This window comes from Azospirillum brasilense, assembly GCF_008365405.1.
Taxonomy (GTDB): Bacteria; Pseudomonadota; Alphaproteobacteria; order Azospirillales; family Azospirillaceae; genus Azospirillum; species Azospirillum brasilense_D.
Window position 1 is genome coordinate 217,700 of sequence record NZ_QOKV01000006.1, and the last position, 16,076, is coordinate 233,775.

Genomic DNA, 16,076 nt, shown 5'->3' on the forward strand with positions numbered 1-16,076 from the left:
CGCGACGCCGACACGGCCAAAACAAGGTTAGAGAAAAACCCCATGGACAAAGGCACGCCCAAGGCCATCCGCCTGCAGGACTACCGCCCGCCCGCGCACCTGATCGACACGGTCGATCTGTTCTTCGACCTCGGCGAGGAGGTGACCACGGTCCGCGCGCAGCTCGGGCTGCGGCGCAATCCGGCGCGCGACGACGCGGCGGCGCTGCCGCTGACGCTGGACGGGCAGCGGTTGGAACTGGTGTCCGTGGCGCTCAACGGCCAGCCGCTGGGCGATGCCGACTACACCGTCACGCCGGACCATCTGACCGTCCACAGCGTGCCGGAGACTTTCACGCTGGAAACCGTCGTCCGCATCAAGCCGCAGGAGAACACCGCGCTGGAGGGGCTCTACAAGTCCTCCGGCAACTTCTGCACCCAGTGCGAGGCCGAGGGCTTCCGCAAGATCACCTATTTCGCCGACCGGCCCGACGTGATGGCCCGCTACACCACCACGATCACCGCGGACAAGGCGCGCTACCCGGTGCTGCTGTCCAACGGCAACCTCATGGAATCCGGCGACCTGCCCGACGGGCGCCACCGCGCGGTGTGGGAGGACCCCTTCCCCAAGCCCTGCTACCTGTTCGCCCTGGTCGCCGGCACGCTGGTGCACCAGGAGGACCGCTTCCGCACCGCGTCCGGCCGCGACGTCACTCTGCGCATCTATGTCGAGCCGGGGAACGAGGACAAGGTCGATCACGCCATGCGCTCACTCGTCAAGTCGATGCGCTGGGACGAGGAGGTGTTCGGGCTGGAATACGACCTGGACATCTTCAACATCGTCGCGGTCGGCGACTTCAACATGGGGGCGATGGAGAACAAGTCCCTCAACGTCTTCAACACCAAATACATCCTGGCGAAGCCGGAGACCGCCACCGACCAGGACTTCCTGGGCATCGAGGCGGTGGTGGCGCACGAGTATTTCCACAACTGGACCGGCAACCGCGTCACCTGCCGCGACTGGTTCCAGCTGTCGCTGAAGGAAGGGCTGACCGTCTTCCGCGACCAGGAATTCTCCAGCGACATGAACTCGCGGGCGGTCAAGCGCATCGCCGACGTGCAGCGCCTGCGCACCGTGCAGTTCCCCGAGGACTCCGGCGCCATGGCGCACCCCGTGCGCCCGGACAGCTATGTGGAGATCAACAACTTCTACACCCCCACCGTCTACGACAAGGGGTCGGAAGTCATCCGCATGTACCACACACTGCTGGGCGCGCAGGGCTTCCGCAAGGGCATGGACCTGTATTTCCAGCGCCACGACGGGCAGGCGGTGACCTGCGACGACTTCGCCGCGGCGATGTCCGACGCCACCGGGGTGGACCTCAGCCAGTTCAAACTCTGGTACCGGCAGGCCGGCACACCGGAACTGGACGTGAGCGGCGCCTATGACGACGCCGCGAAGACCTACCGGTTGACCGTCCGGCAGACCGTGCCGCCCACCCCCGGCCAGCCGGTGAAGGAGCCGATGCACATCCCGCTGGTCATGGGCCTGCTCGGTCCGGACGGGGCGGACCTGCCGCTGCGCCTGACCGGCGAGGCCGAGGCCGCCAGCACCAGCCGCACCCTGCACATCACCGAGGCCGAACAGACCTTCACGTTCGTCGACGTGCCGGCCCGCCCGGTGCCGTCGCTGCTGCGCGGTTTCTCCGCCCCGGTGAAACTGCGGGCCGACCTGACGGACGGCGACCTGACCTTCCTGATGGCCAATGACAGCGACGCCTTCAACCGCTGGGAGGCCGGGCAGACGCTGGCCACCCGGCTGCTGCTCTCCCTCGTCGCCGACCGTCAGGCCGGGCGGGATCTGGCGCTGCCCCAGAGCTTCATCGACGCGGTGGGCGCCGTCCTCAAGGACGCCGACCAGGACCCGGCCTTCGCCGCGCAGGCCCTGGTGCTGCCGACCGAAAGCTACCTCGGCACGCAGATGGAGGTGATCGACCCCGACGCCATCCACGCCGTGCGCGAGTTCGCCCGCCGCCGACTGGCCGAGGCGCTGCGGCCCGGCTGGCTGGACACGCACCGCCGCAACGCGGGCAACGAGCCCTTCTCGGTGGACGCCGCGGCCATCGGACGGCGGGCGCTGAAGAATCTCTGCCTCGCCTACCTGATGGCGCTGGAGGACGAGGAGGCGCTGGACCTCTGCCTCGGCCAGTATCGCGGCGCCCAGGCGATGACCGACGTGATGGCGGCGCTCCAGTTCCTCAGCAATTCCAGCGCACCGGAGCGGGACGAGGCCATCGCCGGCTTCTACGAACGCTGGAAGGGCGAAGCGCTGGTGGTCGACAAGTGGTTCGGCGTGCAGGCGACCTCGCACCGGCCCGACACGCTGGAGCGGGTGACGGCGCTGCTCGCCCATCCCGCCTTCGAAATCCGCAACCCGAACAAGGTCTACGCCCTGATCGGCGGCTTCGCGGGCGGCAACCCGGTGCGCTTCCACGACACCAGCGGGGCGGGCTATCGCTTCCTGGCCGATCAGGTGCTTCGGCTCGACCCGATGAACCCACAGGTGGCGGCCCGCATGGTCGGTCCCTTCTCGCGCCTGCGCCGCTACGACGCGACGCGACGCGCCCTGATGAAGGCCGAGTTGGAGCGCATCGTCGCCACGCCGGGCCTGTCGCCCGACGTCTTCGAGGTGGCGAGCAAGAGCCTGGAAGCGGCCGGCTGACCGACAAAGGCCAGTTGCAAAAGGAAAGGGCCGGAGGGTTTCCCCTCCGGCCCGTCCTTACCCCCGCGCCGAAACGCGGGCGTCTTTACTTCTGCTCGCCCAGGAAGGCGATCAGATCGTCCACCTTGCCGGCGTCCTTGATGCCCGCGAAGGCCATCGTGCCGCCCGGAACGACTTCCTTCGGGGCGGTGATGTAGGCCTTCAGGTTGTCCGGGGTCCAAGTCAGACCGCCGGCGGCCTTCTCCTGCATCGGCTTGGAATACTTGAAGCCGTCGATGGCGGCGGCCGGGCGGCCGACGACGCCGAACAGCGACGGGCCGACCTTGTTCTTGCCCTGCTCGGCGGTGTGGCAGGCCATGCACTGCTTGAAGACGTCCTTACCGGCGGCGGCGTCAGCGGCCTGCGCGGCGCCCGCGCCCATGGCAATGCCGGCGATCAGGGCGGCGCCCAGGATATGCTTGTTCATTGGTCAGATTCCCCCTTCCGGATGAGGCCGGCGTTCGGATGCCGGCAGGTTCGGGCGCAGCATACACATTCTGTGGTTAAGGCCAACCCCCCAACGTGTCGCGCCCACAGCACAAACACCAAATACGGGTTATTTCATCCAAGCGAGAACAATGACCAGAACGGCCACGGCGATCAGCGCCGCCCAGGGCACGTAGAAGCCGCCCCGCCCCCGGGCGGCGGGAAGCGGGATGGGGATTTCCGGAACTGGGGCCGCAACGGCGGGCATCACCGGTTGAGGAGCCGCGGCGCTCCGCGCCACAGGCTCCGCAACCGTTTCGGGAACCGGCTCGGTGACCGGTTCGGGCGGCGGCCCGCCGACCACCGCCGTGAAGCGGTTGAAGAAATCGTCCGCCATCTTGCGCGCCGTGGCGTCCACCAGGCGCGAACCGATCTGCGCGAGCTTGCCGCCGACCGTGGCGTGGGCGGTGTAGGACAGCACCGTCGCCGCCTCCCCGTCCGGTTCCAGCGAGACCTTGGCGCCACCCTTTCCGAAACCGGCGGCCCCGCCCGAGCCTTCGCCGGTGATGGTGTAGCCGTTGGGCGGGTCGAGATCCGACAGCGTCACCTTGCCGGAAAACTTGGCGCTGACCGGACCGACCTTGGCCACCACCTTCGCGGTGAATTCCGTGTCGGAGGTCTTCTGCACCTCCTCGCAGCCGGGAATGCACTGGCGCAGGATGTCCGGATCGTTCAGCGCCGCCCAAACCTTGTCCCGCGGGGCCGTGATGCGCTGGCTGCCGCTCATGTCCATGACGTGGTCTCCCTGCCTTTGTTCACAGCCAAGCCATAGCCGGACGATACGGCAAGGCCGCAACCGGCGACAGTCCCCCTTTCAGCCAGGACGGGACGGTTCAGCGCGGGGCCGGCGGAACGCAGTTCTGGACGATCGGCGTGCAGGCGGACAGCGAGGCGTTGCCGGGATAGGAGACCTGCTCCACCACCCCCTCAGGCCCCAGGACGAAGGTGGCCTCGCACATGCCGGGAGACGAGGAACCGAGCGGAAGCCCAAATCCCAGCCCGACGCCGACACCGCTGGAACCGCCACCGCCGAAGCCGCCGACGCCAATGCTGCTGCCACCCAACGGGCTGACCGCCACTCCGAGATCGGAGACATAGGTGTAGTATTCCCGACCGCCGGCCTGGGCCTGCCGCGTCGGCACCCCGGCGCAGGAAAGCAGCCGTTCCTTCGGCATGCCGACCAGTTCGGTCTGGGCGCGCCGGGCGATCTGCGGGTCCGGCCCCGTGGCGCAGGACGCCAGGAGCGCCCCGGCCAGACCCAGAAGCGTTGCCGTCCCGACATGCCGAACCGTCATGACCATCCCCTCCGATGCAGCATCTCACGACTGGCACAACCCCGTCCGCCGCTTGCGGTTCCCGGAGAAAGCCGGCTACCTAAACCGGAGCGTGCTCCATGCCGGCCCTTTCAACGTGACGAAGGGGCGGTTTCGACTGTGACGGCGTCGCCGTCCGACGCTTTGACGGTTGAAGGAACGGAGGATCATGGTATGACTGACGAGGGTTTGGTTTCGACTAGCGACGGTTCAGCGATGACCACGGTCTACCTTGCGCTCGGCAGCAATCTGGGCGACCGCGCCGCCAATCTGGCGGCGGCACAGCGGCGTCTTGCTCCGCAGGTGCGGGTCACGCTGGCATCGCCCGTCTACGAGACCGCCCCGATGTACGTGACCGACCAACCGCCCTTCCTGAACATGGCGCTGCGCGGCCAGACGTCCCTCGGTCCGTGGGAGCTTCTGCGCCATGTCAAGAACATCGAGGCGGAGATGGGCCGCGATCTGGAAGGCGGCCTTCGCTTCGGGCCGCGTCCCATCGACATCGACATCCTGCTCTATGGCGAGTTGGTGATGTACGCGCCTGAGTTGGAGATCCCTCATCCCCGCATCGCGGAGCGCGCCTTCGTCCTGGCCCCGCTTGCCGATATTGCGGGCGGCCTTCAGCATCCGGCCATCGCGCGAAGCGTCGACGATCTTTTGGCCGCCGTGCCGGGGCGCGATACCGTGGTCCGCACTGTTACGGACCTGTCGGTGGCGGTCTGAGGCTGTTGACGGTCTGGCGTATTGATGCTCTGACCTTGCCGAAGGGGCTGGCGCCTGCGCTATAGTGGGCGTGGCGCAGCGACGAGGCGGCCGCCCCGGACCGGGGCATCGATCAGGGCCGCCGCCCGCCAGGAGATGTCTTTTTTGGCCAACGATCCTGTTTCCCGACACACCGGCTCCAATTCCCCCGGCGCCGCGGCGACTTACACCATCCTGTTGCGCGATTTCACCGCCACCGTGTCGCTCGCCGGGCGCTCCGGACGTCACACTGTCCATATCAGCTTGGAGTTGAAGGTCAGCCACCCCGGCCAGGGCTTTCCCGACGACATAACCGCGGTCATGTCCTACGAGGACATCGTGGAGGATCTGCGCCGGCTGTGCGCCGAGGAAACGGTGCCCGGCCCTGATTATCTGGCCGACCGCACCGCGGCGTTCTGCATGGCCCAACCGAAGGTCCGCCATGTGCGCGTCGACGTGGAATTGCCGTCCCTGCTTCCCGACACGGCTGGGGCCGGCGTCACGATCATGCGGAACCGCGACGCGGACCGCTGACCCCGCCACCCCCCATCGTGGTAACTCCTTTACCGGTATAGGCATCATACTGGTGTTCAGGCATGAACACTCAGCGCCTTTCTACTCTTACACTGTCTGTGATAGTTTATTTCGCGGCGCAGCATTGTTGCGAAATACCGTATCTTGCGTACAATGGAAACGACGCGGCCTAAGGCCGGCCTGAATGAACAGGGAGGGTAACATGGACCAATTGACGGCTCCGACCCTGTCGGAAATCCTGGACGAACCGATCATCGTCGCCCTGATGAAGCGGGATGGCATGACCGCCGAGACTCTGCGGCAGCTTCTCGAACAGGTCGGCCGCAATTTGCGCGACCGCGAGGAACGGCTGGCCGCCTGATCGGCGGAATTGGGCGGCGGATCCGGACAAGGCGGTCCGCCGTGCGTTGCTGGCCGGTCCTCAGCGGACGGAAACGACGCGGAAGGGGCGCTGCTCACCGTCATGTTCGGTGATGGAGATGTATTCCCCCTCGACCAGGGTGTGGCGGTCGAAGCGGAAGATCGTCTCGTCGTCGTCGCTGTCGTCGGCATCGTAATCGAACAGCCATCCCTTACCCCGATGGATGAGGTGGCCGGTCTGCTCGTCCTCGCCGCGCCAGAAGCGGCGGACCGTGCAGGCCGCCTTGTGGCCGCGCCATTCCTCCAAGTCGAGATGGCCGTCCGCGGTCAACGGGGCCTTGAACTCATAACCATGCTCAGCGCTGCCTTCCGGGTGGTCGGCGGTGCGGGCCAGTTCGAGGCGGATCGTCTTCAAGGGCATTGGCGTTCGTCCTTTGGCTGGCAGCGGAGCAAGACAGCGCGTCGCTGTGGTCCGACGGTTGGGGGAGCGCGCCATTCGCGCTCCCCGCCGTCCCCCCGACGCGATCCCGCCAATGCCAACCGGACGGGGGGCCGGTTGTTCCGCACCTCCCCGCCCCCAGGCGCACCGTTACGGTGCGTGTGGGGCATTCCTTCCCATCGCCGTCTCGTGTTGCTGGCTCCCATCGCAAGTCCGGGCTACAGGGCCGGGTGCTGATGCACGAAGCCGTCCAGGACGACGGTCAACTGGCGGGCGTGAACGGTCTGCCCATGACTGCGGGCCCGGTCGATGTCCTCGCGGATGATGCGGGCGATCCGGCGGATGCCTTCGGCGTCGTGGGCAAGGCAGCAACCCAGTTCCACCGCCAGGATTTCCGGCAGATGCTCATGCTCCGCGATGGCGTCGATTTCCTCTTCGGTCAGATCGCTGAGCGCGATGCAATCGTCGATCGTCAACATGGCGCGTTCCTTCCCGATTGCCGGGCCTTGCCCGGACCGGAGTCCGGGTGGCCCTTGTGGTTGAAAACCATCGGCGTGGAGGGCGCCCGTCGTTGCGGCGCCGCGCGTCGGATCGGAGAAGCCCGGCCTTTCAAAAGAGAGGCCCTGTCGTCAGTGGGCCATCAGCACGGGCAGGCTGGCGTGATTCAGCACGTAGCGGGTCACGCCACCCAGGATCATTTCCCGCATCCGGCTGTGTCCGTAGCCCCCCATCACGAGGAGGTCGGACCCAAGCTCCGCGGCCTTGTTGATGATGGCTTGGCCGACGGGTTCCGATCCCGGCTTCAATATGGTTACCTGAACGTTAACACCATGCCAAGCGAGATATTGGGCAATGCGACGCCCTGTCGCAGCCTGGGTGTTCGATGTCTCGGCGGTCAACACATGAACGGTGTCGGCGCCGGTCAGGAAGGGCATCGCCCCGGTCAGGGCGCGCACCGATTCGGGGCTGCCGTTCCAGGCGAGCGCCACTGTGCGCCCGATCTCTTCCGGCATCGTGGCAGGTGCCAACAGCAGCGGGCGGGCCGCCCCCAGCAGCGCGCTTTCCACCGTCGCGTAAGCCTGGGTGTTGCTGTCCAGAGTGGTGTGGGCGAAGACCAGCAGGTCGGCCAGCCGCCCTTCGCGGGGCACCACCTCCTCGACACGCCCCGTCTCCTCCCGCCACTGGGCGGTCGGCGCCTCGACTCCGGTTGGGATGTCGCGCAGTTCGATGCCCGCGGCACGGACCACGTCGTCGAAGGTGCGGCGGGCGGTGTGCAGGTGGGTCTTCGACTCCCCTTCGGCGGCGCGCATGATCTCCTCGACCATCGCGCCGGACATGCCCTCGCCCAGCATGGGCACGGCGTCGCGCGGGTCCAGCGACACGAACAGGGCATCGATATGGGCGTCGAATTCGCGCGCGATCTTCAGCGCCGCGTTCAAAGCCACCGTGTCGCCGTCGAGGCCGGCCAGCGGCACAAGGATCGTCTTGAGTGACATGATCTCCCCCCGGGCCGTTTCCGCCGGCCCATCTTATGGACGGTGCCTGTCGGAACAGCGGCTGGATGCACCGTTTCCAGCGCCGCGCCGCCCGTATTCTAGACCATGAGGAACCGGCGGCGCCCGTTCCACCTGGAATTACACCAGTCGCTCCAACACGGCCGCAAGCGTTTCCCCCGCATTCCTGCCAGCATTCGTACGCAGCCACTCAAGCGGGCCCAGATCATAGACGTCCTGCCGCTCGGCCACTTCCGCCGTGGCGTCGGAGGCGTCGCCCCGGCGGGCGGCGATGCGGGCGACCCGCGTGTCCAAGGGCGCGTCCAACCAGATCCCGTCGAATCGCACGCCGACCTCCGTCGCAAGACGGGCGGCGGAGGACCTTTCCTCAGGACGGGCATGGACGGCATCCAGCACCACGCTGTGCCCGGCGGTCAGTAAGGTCCGCGCCCGTTCCAGCAGCCCGGCATAAACCTGCTCCGTCACCACCGTCGTGTAGGCGTCCGCGGGGAGCCGCTCGGCCTCCCCAACCCCGAACAGGCGCTTGCGCAGCGCGTCGGAGCGCAGGACCACGGCGCCCGGCGCCGCGCCCAGCGACGGCGCCAGGGCGCGGGCCAGCCGGGTCTTGCCGGTGCCGGACAGGCCGCCGATGGCGACCAGCCGCGGCGGCGGGGGTTCCAACGCCGCGGCGGCTTGCTCCAGATAGACCAGGGCCTCCCGCTTCGACGACCGCGCCGCAACGTCGTCCGGGCGGAGCGCCGCCGTGGTGGCGGCGATCTTGGCACGGATGGCCGCCCTCACCGACAAGAACAGAGGCAGGAGCGCCAACGCGTCATAGTCCTCCGTTGCGTCCAGGCTGCGGTTGAGGAACGCGTTGCCGAGCGGACGAAGCGCCCGCCGCTCCAATTCCATCAGCAGAAAGGCGAGGTCGTAGGCGACATCGATGACCGCCAACCGCGCGTCGAACTCGATGCCGTCGAACAGCACCGGCTTTCCTTCGAGAAGCACGATGTTCCGCAGATGCAGGTCACCATGGCAGTGCCGGACGAAGCCACCCCGCCGCCGTTCCTCCAGCAACGGGCTCAGGCGCTTCAGCGCGTCCGCCGACCTTTGGGCCAACGATTCGACGCGCTCCGGAGGAAACAGGGATGGGTTGGCGCGCAGTTCGGCGATGTTGCCGTTCACCACCTCCCGCATCGCCAGGGCCCCGCCGCCGTCGGGGCGCGGTTCCGCGGCCTTGTGAAAGGCGGTCACCGCGTCGGCCAGATCGCGAATCAGCTCGTCGTCGAGACCGCCCCGCTCCGCCACGCGGTCCAGCAGGGCGTCCTGTGGAAAGCGGCGCATCGCAACCAGCCAATCCAACGCCGCTCCACCCGCCGCACCCTCGCCACCGAAGGCCAGCGTCCCGTCCGCCCGCCGCACCACCGACTCCAGACCAAGATAAAGGGATGGCGCGGTTCGGCGATTCAGGCGCAACTCCTCCACGCATGCCGCACGCCGCCGCTCGGCCGTCGAATAGTCGAGATAGGGGTAGCGGACCGCGCGCTTCAGCTTGTACGCCCGGTCGCCGGCCAGGAAAACGATGGCGGCATGGGTTTCGACACGCTCCACCGCTGCCCCCCCGTGGCTCGCCGGGTCGGCGAGGAAGGCTGCCACCATCGGCGTCGGGTCCTGTGCCGGATCGGAAGCGGCGTGCTGCATGACCGCAGTCTAACATGCTCCATGCTCCCCGAAGACCTCCGCCAACCGCCTAGGCCTTCGCAAACAGGGCAGCCCTCCCACCATTGACGCGGGGGGCGGCGCGCACGACATCTGGGAGTAGCACCGTTACGCGCTTGCGCGGGGGTGCGGTGCAACGCGTAATGCCACGACCGCGCCGACATCGGACGCGGTAGGCTGGAGCAGCCGGAGTAGGACGGTCAACGATCGATCGGGAGCAGGCCGCCGTGCGTCATGGGACCTCGTGCCTCTGTCTGGTGATTGCCGCGGCGGGCCTCGCGCTCTCCGCTTCCGCAGGCGCACAGACCCTGGCGATGCCGGACGACCGGATCGGCAACTGGAAGATCGGCGGCCTCGCCTACAGTGTGGGAGAGGCGCCGGACACCAAGGTGTCCGACCTGCACAACAAGATCCGCATCGGCTCCTCCCTTCTGCCAAAGCTCGACGGCTATGCGGAGGTGCGCCCTTGGGTGTCGCTCGGCCCCAGCGCGCCGGACGGCAGCCTGCACGGCATGGGCGGCATCCTGATCGACGTTCCGCTCGGGGGGTCCTCCTTTGTCTTCACGCCCAGCCTCGGTGCCGGAACCCTGCCGGTCACCCCTCGCGACCCGGCGTCGTCGGGCAGCGTGGTGGAGTTCCGCTCCCAGCTCGAACTCGGCTATCAGTTCGAGAACAAGGCCCGCTTCAGCTTGGGCTACAGCCGCATCGACACCAGCGGCCCTGCCGCGGACGCCGCCGCACCGGCCAACAACGTGTTCGGATTCTATTACCGCATGCCGTTCGGAGCCTTCACCGGACGCTGAGAATCCGCCAGCTCTTTTGCAGTGCAATAAAACCATCCGCGAATCACTTGGTGTTTCTTCTGTCGCGGAGGCTGAGCAAAAGGGTTGGCAATACTCGTCTTAACCACTTATTAATGACGGCTGGTTCTATTGACCTCGGGGACCAACGCCGGGGATTCGATCATGGCCAAGCGCAAGACCGCCACCGCAAAGACCGTCGAAGCCGCTCCGTCGCCTGAAGCGGCCGAAGCGCTCGCCACCGACACCGGGGCGGAAATCGTCCTGAACACCAACTTCGCGGCCATCGAACAGGATGCGGTCGCGTTGCTGCACGCCGCCAGCCTGCTCGTCGAAGCCGACACGCCGGAAAAGGCGAATCACGCGCTCGACCACAATCTGCGCCTCTGGGTCGCCATCAAGACGGTGCTCAAGAACGAGGAAAACACGCTGGAGTCCGAGGTCAAGGCGAACCTGCGCAACCTTGCGCAGTATGTCACCGACACCACCATGGAAGCCACCCGGGGCTCCATCGAGGCGCGCAAGCTGGTGTCGCTGTCGCGCATCAACATGCACATCGCCGAGGGTCTTCTGCAGGGCCAGAAGAGCCGCATGGTTCAGGAGCGCGCCTATGAGATCTGGGAACGCGAGGGTCGCCCGGACGGCCACGAGATGGACCATTGGTTGCGGGCCGAAGGCGAAATCGCCGAGTTGCTGAACAACCGCTGACGACGCGCGGACCGGCCGGATCGGTGTCTCACCGCAATCCGGCCATTCCTTCAGGACATGACCATCCGTGTCGCGGCAACGTGACGCGGGTGGTTGCAGTTGATAGCATCCGGGCGTGACCGCGCCCCCCCTCTCCCCCGCCCCCGCCCGTCCCGCGACGCCCCGCCACATCCGCGTGGAGAACATACCGCTCGGCATCGTCATGATGCTGGGGTCGGTGCTGCTCTTCTCCGTGATGAACGTGCTGGTGAAGCTGCTCTCGGAGACGTACCCCGTCATCGAGGTGACCTTCTTCCGCAACGCCATGGCCCTGATTCCCGTGGCGGTGGTCATCTCGCTCCAGGGCGGCTGGATCAACAGCCTGCGCACCGAACGCCCGATGGGCCATGTCTGGCGCTCGGTCGTCGGGCTGACCGCGATGTCGCTGACCTTCTGGTCCTTCAGTTTGCTGCCGCTGGGGGACGCGGTGGCGCTGAACTTCTCGGCCCCGCTGTTCCTCACCGCCCTGTCGGTGCCGCTGCTCGGCGAGAAGGTGGGCATCCACCGGTGGAGCGCGGTGCTGGTCGGCTTCGTCGGCGTTCTCATCATGGTGCGGCCGTCGGGCGAGATGCTGACGCATCTGGGCGCTCTGGTCGCGCTCGGCGCCGCCTTCTGCCAGTCCTTCGCGATGGTGGCGATCCGCCAGCTCAGCAAGACCGAGCACGCCAACACCATCGTCTTCTACTTCACGGCCATCACCACCCTGATCCTGGCGCTGGTCATGCCGTTCGTGTGGATCACCCCGCACAACCTGACCGACCTCGCCCTGCTGTCGGCCACCGGCGTGCTCGGCGGCGGCGCCCAGCTGTTCCTGACGCGGGCCTATTCGCTGGCCCCGGCGGCCGTGGTGGCGCCTTTCAACTACGCCGCGCTGCTGTGGGCCGTTCTGTTCGGCTGGATGCTGTGGGGCGAGATGCCCACCCTGCACATGGTGCTGGGAGCCGCCGTGGTGGCGGTCAGCGGCCTGTACATCCTGCACCGCGAAACCCGCCGCCGTCTGCCGCCCACCCCGCCCGCGATGAGCGGGGGCGGCGACTGACCGCCCAGGACTGTCGGATTCATTCTGTCGGATTCATTCTGCCGGCCTCATTCCGCCGGTTGCAGGGAGCGCTCCATGGCTCCGGCGAGTTGGCGCGGGGTCACCGGCTTGTGCATCAGGCCGAAACCGTGGCGCACGGCGTCGCGCTGGCACTCCGGACCGGTTTCCCCGGTCACGATGATCGCCGGGATGTCGGCGTCGAACAGCCGGCGGATGTCTAGGATGGCGTCGGTGCCGACCTTGCCTTCACGCAGGCGGTAGTCGGCGATGATGATGTCGGGCTTGCGGCTGACCGAGCGCAGCTTGTCCACAGCCTGCTCCCCCGAACCGGCGATCAGCACCTCGTACCCCCACTCGCGCAGAATGGCCTGAAGGCCCAGCAGCACAATGGCGTCGTCGTCGACGACCATGGCCAACCGCTCATCACCGCTCGCCGACGCCGTGGGCGTCGCAACCATCGTCTCGATGGGCTTCGGAGTCTCGCCCAACGGCACCTCGATAATGAAGACCGACCCCGCGCCGGGCGTGGAGCGGACGGTCACCGGATGGTCCAGAAGCTGCCCGATGCGCTGAACGATGGCGAGGCCCAGCCCAAGTCCCTGGCTGCGGTCGCGCTCCGGGTTGCCGACCTGATGGAACTCCTCGAAGATTCGGGGCAGATGCTCTTCGGAAATGCCGATGCCGGTGTCGGAAACCGTTATCCGCATCCGCCCGCCGACGGCCGTGCAGGCGATGGCGATGCTGCCCCGCTCCGTGTAGCGGATGGCGTTCTCCACGAGGTTGCGGATCATCCGGCCCAGCAAGACGCGGTCGGAGCGGATGCTCAGCGGACACCCCTCCATCGTCCAGTCGAGCCCCTTGCCACGGGCCACCGGGGCATAGCCCGCCGCGATGTGGTCGAGCAGCAGCGCCACCGGAAAATCCTCCAGCGTCGGCTTGACCACCCCGGCGTCCAGGCGCGACACGTCGAGCAGGCTGTCCAGCAACCCCTTCAGCGCGTCCAGCCCGCTTTCGAGATGGCGCAGCGCCTTCATCCCCTTCTCGCCATGGACATGACCGTGCAGCGCGCCGGAGAACAGGAACAGCGACTGCATCGGCTGACGAAGGTCGTGGCTGGCCGAGGCGAGGAACTTGGACTTGGACAGGGCGGCCCGTTCCGCCTCCTCCTTGGCGCGGCGCAGGGCGTCCTCGGCCTCCAGCCGGTCGGTCACGTCGGTGTTGGTGCCGAACCACAGCACGACGGCGCCGGCGGAATCGCGCACCGGCAACGCCCGCGACAGGAACCAGCGGAAGGCACCGTCCCGTCCGGCCATGGGAAAGGTGTCCTCCCACGGATCCCCGGTCTGGAAGGAGCGCTGAAGGCTGGCCGTGACGCGTTCGGCATGCTCGGCGGGAAGGATGCCATCCCACAGCCGCCCCGATGCGGCGTCCGCGCCCTCGACGCCCGTGTAGTCGTACCAGCGCTGATTGTACCAGAAGATGCGCCCGTCCGGACGGGCCATCCAGGCAAGCTGCGGAATGGAATCCGCCAGCGTGCGGAATCGCAAGCCCACTTCCTCCGCCTCTTCCTTGGCCGCCTGCATGGCGTTGCGCGCCTCGAAGATGTCGGTGATGTCGGTGGAGGTGCCGAACCAGCGCTCATCTCCGGTTTCCGGATCGACGATCGCCAGGGCGCGCTGCTTGAACCAGCGATAGGTGCCATCGGCGCTGCGGATGCGCGCCTCCGTGTCGAAGACCACCCCTTGAGCGACAGCCTGGGTCCAGACGGCGAGAATCCGCTCCTGATCGTCGGGATGAATGGAGCTGGTCCAGCCGAAGCCCTGGGCCGACGTCTCCGTCTGGCCGGTGTAGGCCAGCCATTGCCGGCTCAGAAAATCGCCGCTGCCGTCCGGCCGGCAGGTCCAGACCATCTGCGGCAGCGCTTCCAGGAGCGTGCGGTAGCGGTGCTCGCTGGCGCGCAGGGCCGCCTCCGCCGCGCGGTGGGCGGACACGTCGCGGAAGTAGATGGACAGGCCGCCGCCCGCCTGCGGATAGACGTTGAACATGGTCCAGCGCTGGAAGATGCCGGACAGCGCCTCGAACTCGCGCGGCTGCTGGTCGGCCATGGCGGCCTCGAAGCTGCGGATGATGGTGTTGCCCGCGACATCGGGAAAGAGGTCCAACAGGCAGCGCCCGACAAGGTCGTCGCGTGGGCGCTCGAACATCTCCTGGGCGCGCTTGTTCACGTAGGTGATCCGCCAGTCGCGGTCGATGGCGTAGAAGGCGTCGCCGATGCTCTCCAGGATCTGGTTCGCCTGCTCCACCGCGCGTTCCAGCGCCCGTTCGGCGAGCAGGCGCTTGCTGATGTCCTGGAAGTAGACGGCCAATCCGGCGGAGGACGGAAAAACCCGCAGGAAGAGCCAGACGCCGAGCGGCGCGAAATAGGCCTCGAACTCGTCGGGATGACGATCCCTCATGGCGAGGTGCAGGCGGTCCCACAGCACCGTTCCCATGGCGTCGGGAAAGGCCTCCCACAAACGCTGTCCGGTCAGGTCGCTGCTGCCGCCCATCAGGCCGCGCGCGCGTCCGTTCATGTAGACGATGCGCCAGGATCGGTTGACCTCGTAGACGCCGTCCGTCGTGCTTTCCAGAATGGCGTGGGATCGCCGGTCGGCCTCCGCCGCGGCCTCCGCCACCCGCGCGCGCCGCTCCGCCGCCTCGCGCCGGTCGTGGGAGCGGGCAAGGGCCCAGGCGACCAGCGCCGCCACCGCCAGCGCGCCCAGCCCGCCGCCGGCGACCGCGTAGACCGTGCGCCGCGCCGCCGCCTGGATCGGCTCGGCCGGCGTGCCGAGCGCCAGGAGCCAGCCGGGCGCCGCCACGGAGCCGGCTTTCGCCGACAGCACCTCCTGCCCCTGCTGGGAACGGGACAGGAAAAACTCGTCGCCGATCTTCAGCGCCTGGGCAAGAGACTCGTGCGCCGGCTTTCCGACCGCCGGATCGAAGGCCGTTTCGGACCTCGTCCGGGCGATGAAGCGCCCATCGCGGTCGAGAAGCGCGACGATCCAATCCGGCGTCGCCACCTGATCGACCAGGACCTGACGCAGGGACCAGGCCCGCACATAGGCGGTCAGGACCAGCCGCACCTCGCCCACGCCCCAAACCGGCACACTGACCGCGAAGACCGGCTCCACCTTGCCGGCGGGGTCGGTTATGACGCCGCTGATCCAGACCTCTCCCGACCGGAACACACGGTCCGTCTGGGCCGCTCGGGCCGCAGGATCGATGGCGTCGGCTTCCGGCTCCTGCGGCCGGTGGAGCAGGTTGACCTCACCCTGGCGGTCGCGCACCTCCAGGGCGATCCAATCCGGACGCTGGCGCAGCGCACGTTCCGACCGCTCTCTCCAAACGGCACGGTCGCCGATGTCCAGCGAACGGGCCGAGGACATGATTTCGAGCGCGCTGCGCGTCATGAGGACGCGCCCGTCCACCGTCCGCACCGCTGCGTCGGTGGCATGGCGGATCAGTTCCTCGACCGACCGCTCCTGTTGACGGTCGACCAACATGATCGCGGCCACCGCAAAGGCGACGAGCGGAAGAAGCGCCAGCAGGGCCACGAAGGGGAGACGAAGGCGCATACCCGATTTTCACAAACCGTTGACGCCGCCCACTATAGACAGGCACTCCGGC

15 protein-coding genes are annotated in these 16,076 nt (G+C 67.6%); 7 read left to right on the forward strand and 8 right to left on the reverse strand.

What is annotated here, in order from left to right; genetic code table 11:
- Window positions 1–42 precede the first annotated feature (42 nt).
- The gene (gene pepN / locus DS837_RS12660; protein ID WP_149165073.1) at window positions 43–2,700 is read left to right on the forward strand and encodes an aminopeptidase N; all 2,658 of its coding nucleotides are present in this window, start codon (window positions 43–45) and stop codon (window positions 2,698–2,700) included.
- Window positions 2,701–2,785: 85 nt separating this feature from the next.
- Here pepN and DS837_RS12665 read toward each other — a convergent pair whose 3' ends face one another.
- The 3 genes from DS837_RS12665 to DS837_RS12675 all read right to left on the reverse strand — a co-directional run bounded on the left by DS837_RS12665 (window position 2,786) and on the right by DS837_RS12675 (window position 4,520).
- Window positions 2,786–3,166: a c-type cytochrome gene (locus DS837_RS12665; RefSeq protein ID WP_149165074.1), complete on the reverse strand. Its 381-nt coding sequence runs from the start codon at window positions 3,164–3,166 to the stop codon at window positions 2,786–2,788.
- Between the two features lie 129 nt (window positions 3,167–3,295).
- Complete coding sequence (locus DS837_RS12670; RefSeq protein WP_149165075.1) at window positions 3,296–3,958, reverse strand: SRPBCC family protein; 663 nt, start codon at window positions 3,956–3,958, stop codon at window positions 3,296–3,298.
- Between the two features lie 100 nt (window positions 3,959–4,058).
- A complete protein-coding gene (locus tag DS837_RS12675) occupies window positions 4,059–4,520 on the reverse strand; it encodes a hypothetical protein (protein WP_149165076.1) in 462 nt (153 codons plus the stop codon).
- A 234-nt stretch (window positions 4,521–4,754) separates the two neighbouring features.
- On the opposite strand from DS837_RS12675, the gene folK reads away from it, so the two are divergent.
- The 3 genes from folK to DS837_RS32060 all read left to right on the forward strand — a co-directional run bounded on the left by folK (window position 4,755) and on the right by DS837_RS32060 (window position 6,174).
- A complete protein-coding gene (gene folK, locus DS837_RS12680) occupies window positions 4,755–5,261 on the forward strand; it encodes a 2-amino-4-hydroxy-6-hydroxymethyldihydropteridine diphosphokinase (protein WP_149165077.1) in 507 nt (168 codons plus the stop codon).
- Between the two features lie 135 nt (window positions 5,262–5,396).
- Window positions 5,397–5,813, forward strand: a complete 417-nt coding sequence (locus DS837_RS12685) for a dihydroneopterin aldolase (RefSeq protein WP_149165078.1) — start codon at window positions 5,397–5,399, stop codon at window positions 5,811–5,813.
- A gap of 202 nt (window positions 5,814–6,015) precedes the next feature.
- On the forward strand, window positions 6,016–6,174 hold the full coding sequence (locus DS837_RS32060) for a hypothetical protein (protein ID WP_170295842.1): 159 nt from the start codon (window positions 6,016–6,018) through the stop codon (window positions 6,172–6,174).
- A 60-nt stretch (window positions 6,175–6,234) separates the two neighbouring features.
- On the opposite strand, the gene DS837_RS12690 is transcribed toward DS837_RS32060, so the two are convergent.
- The 4 genes from DS837_RS12690 to DS837_RS12705 form a co-directional block, all read right to left on the reverse strand.
- Window positions 6,235–6,594, reverse strand: a complete 360-nt coding sequence (locus tag DS837_RS12690; RefSeq protein ID WP_149165079.1) for a hypothetical protein — start codon at window positions 6,592–6,594, stop codon at window positions 6,235–6,237.
- 236 nt (window positions 6,595–6,830) lie between these two features.
- Window positions 6,831–7,091 carry a hypothetical protein gene (locus DS837_RS12695; protein ID WP_014197158.1) on the reverse strand — a complete coding sequence of 87 codons (261 nt, stop codon included), beginning with the start codon at window positions 7,089–7,091 and terminating at the stop codon, window positions 6,831–6,833.
- Between the two features lie 150 nt (window positions 7,092–7,241).
- Window positions 7,242–8,108: a universal stress protein gene (locus DS837_RS12700; RefSeq protein WP_149165080.1), complete on the reverse strand. Its 867-nt coding sequence runs from the start codon at window positions 8,106–8,108 to the stop codon at window positions 7,242–7,244.
- 138 nt (window positions 8,109–8,246) lie between these two features.
- Window positions 8,247–9,806, reverse strand: a complete 1,560-nt coding sequence (locus DS837_RS12705) for a bifunctional aminoglycoside phosphotransferase/ATP-binding protein (protein WP_211102202.1) — start codon at window positions 9,804–9,806, stop codon at window positions 8,247–8,249.
- Between the two features lie 245 nt (window positions 9,807–10,051).
- Here DS837_RS12705 and DS837_RS12710 point away from each other — a divergent pair, with 245 nt between their 5' ends.
- The 3 genes from DS837_RS12710 to DS837_RS12720 all read left to right on the forward strand — a co-directional run bounded on the left by DS837_RS12710 (window position 10,052) and on the right by DS837_RS12720 (window position 12,410).
- Complete coding sequence (locus DS837_RS12710; protein ID WP_247889907.1) at window positions 10,052–10,627, forward strand: acyloxyacyl hydrolase; 576 nt, start codon at window positions 10,052–10,054, stop codon at window positions 10,625–10,627.
- Window positions 10,628–10,789: 162 nt separating this feature from the next.
- The gene (locus DS837_RS12715; RefSeq protein ID WP_149165081.1) at window positions 10,790–11,332 is read left to right on the forward strand and encodes a DUF2934 domain-containing protein; all 543 of its coding nucleotides are present in this window, start codon (window positions 10,790–10,792) and stop codon (window positions 11,330–11,332) included.
- A 115-nt stretch (window positions 11,333–11,447) separates the two neighbouring features.
- On the forward strand, window positions 11,448–12,410 hold the full coding sequence (locus tag DS837_RS12720; RefSeq protein ID WP_145623616.1) for a DMT family transporter: 963 nt from the start codon (window positions 11,448–11,450) through the stop codon (window positions 12,408–12,410).
- 47 nt (window positions 12,411–12,457) lie between these two features.
- On the opposite strand, the gene DS837_RS12725 is transcribed toward DS837_RS12720, so the two are convergent.
- Window positions 12,458–16,024, reverse strand: a complete 3,567-nt coding sequence (locus DS837_RS12725) for a PAS domain-containing protein (protein WP_149165082.1) — start codon at window positions 16,022–16,024, stop codon at window positions 12,458–12,460.
- Window positions 16,025–16,076 lie beyond the last annotated feature (52 nt).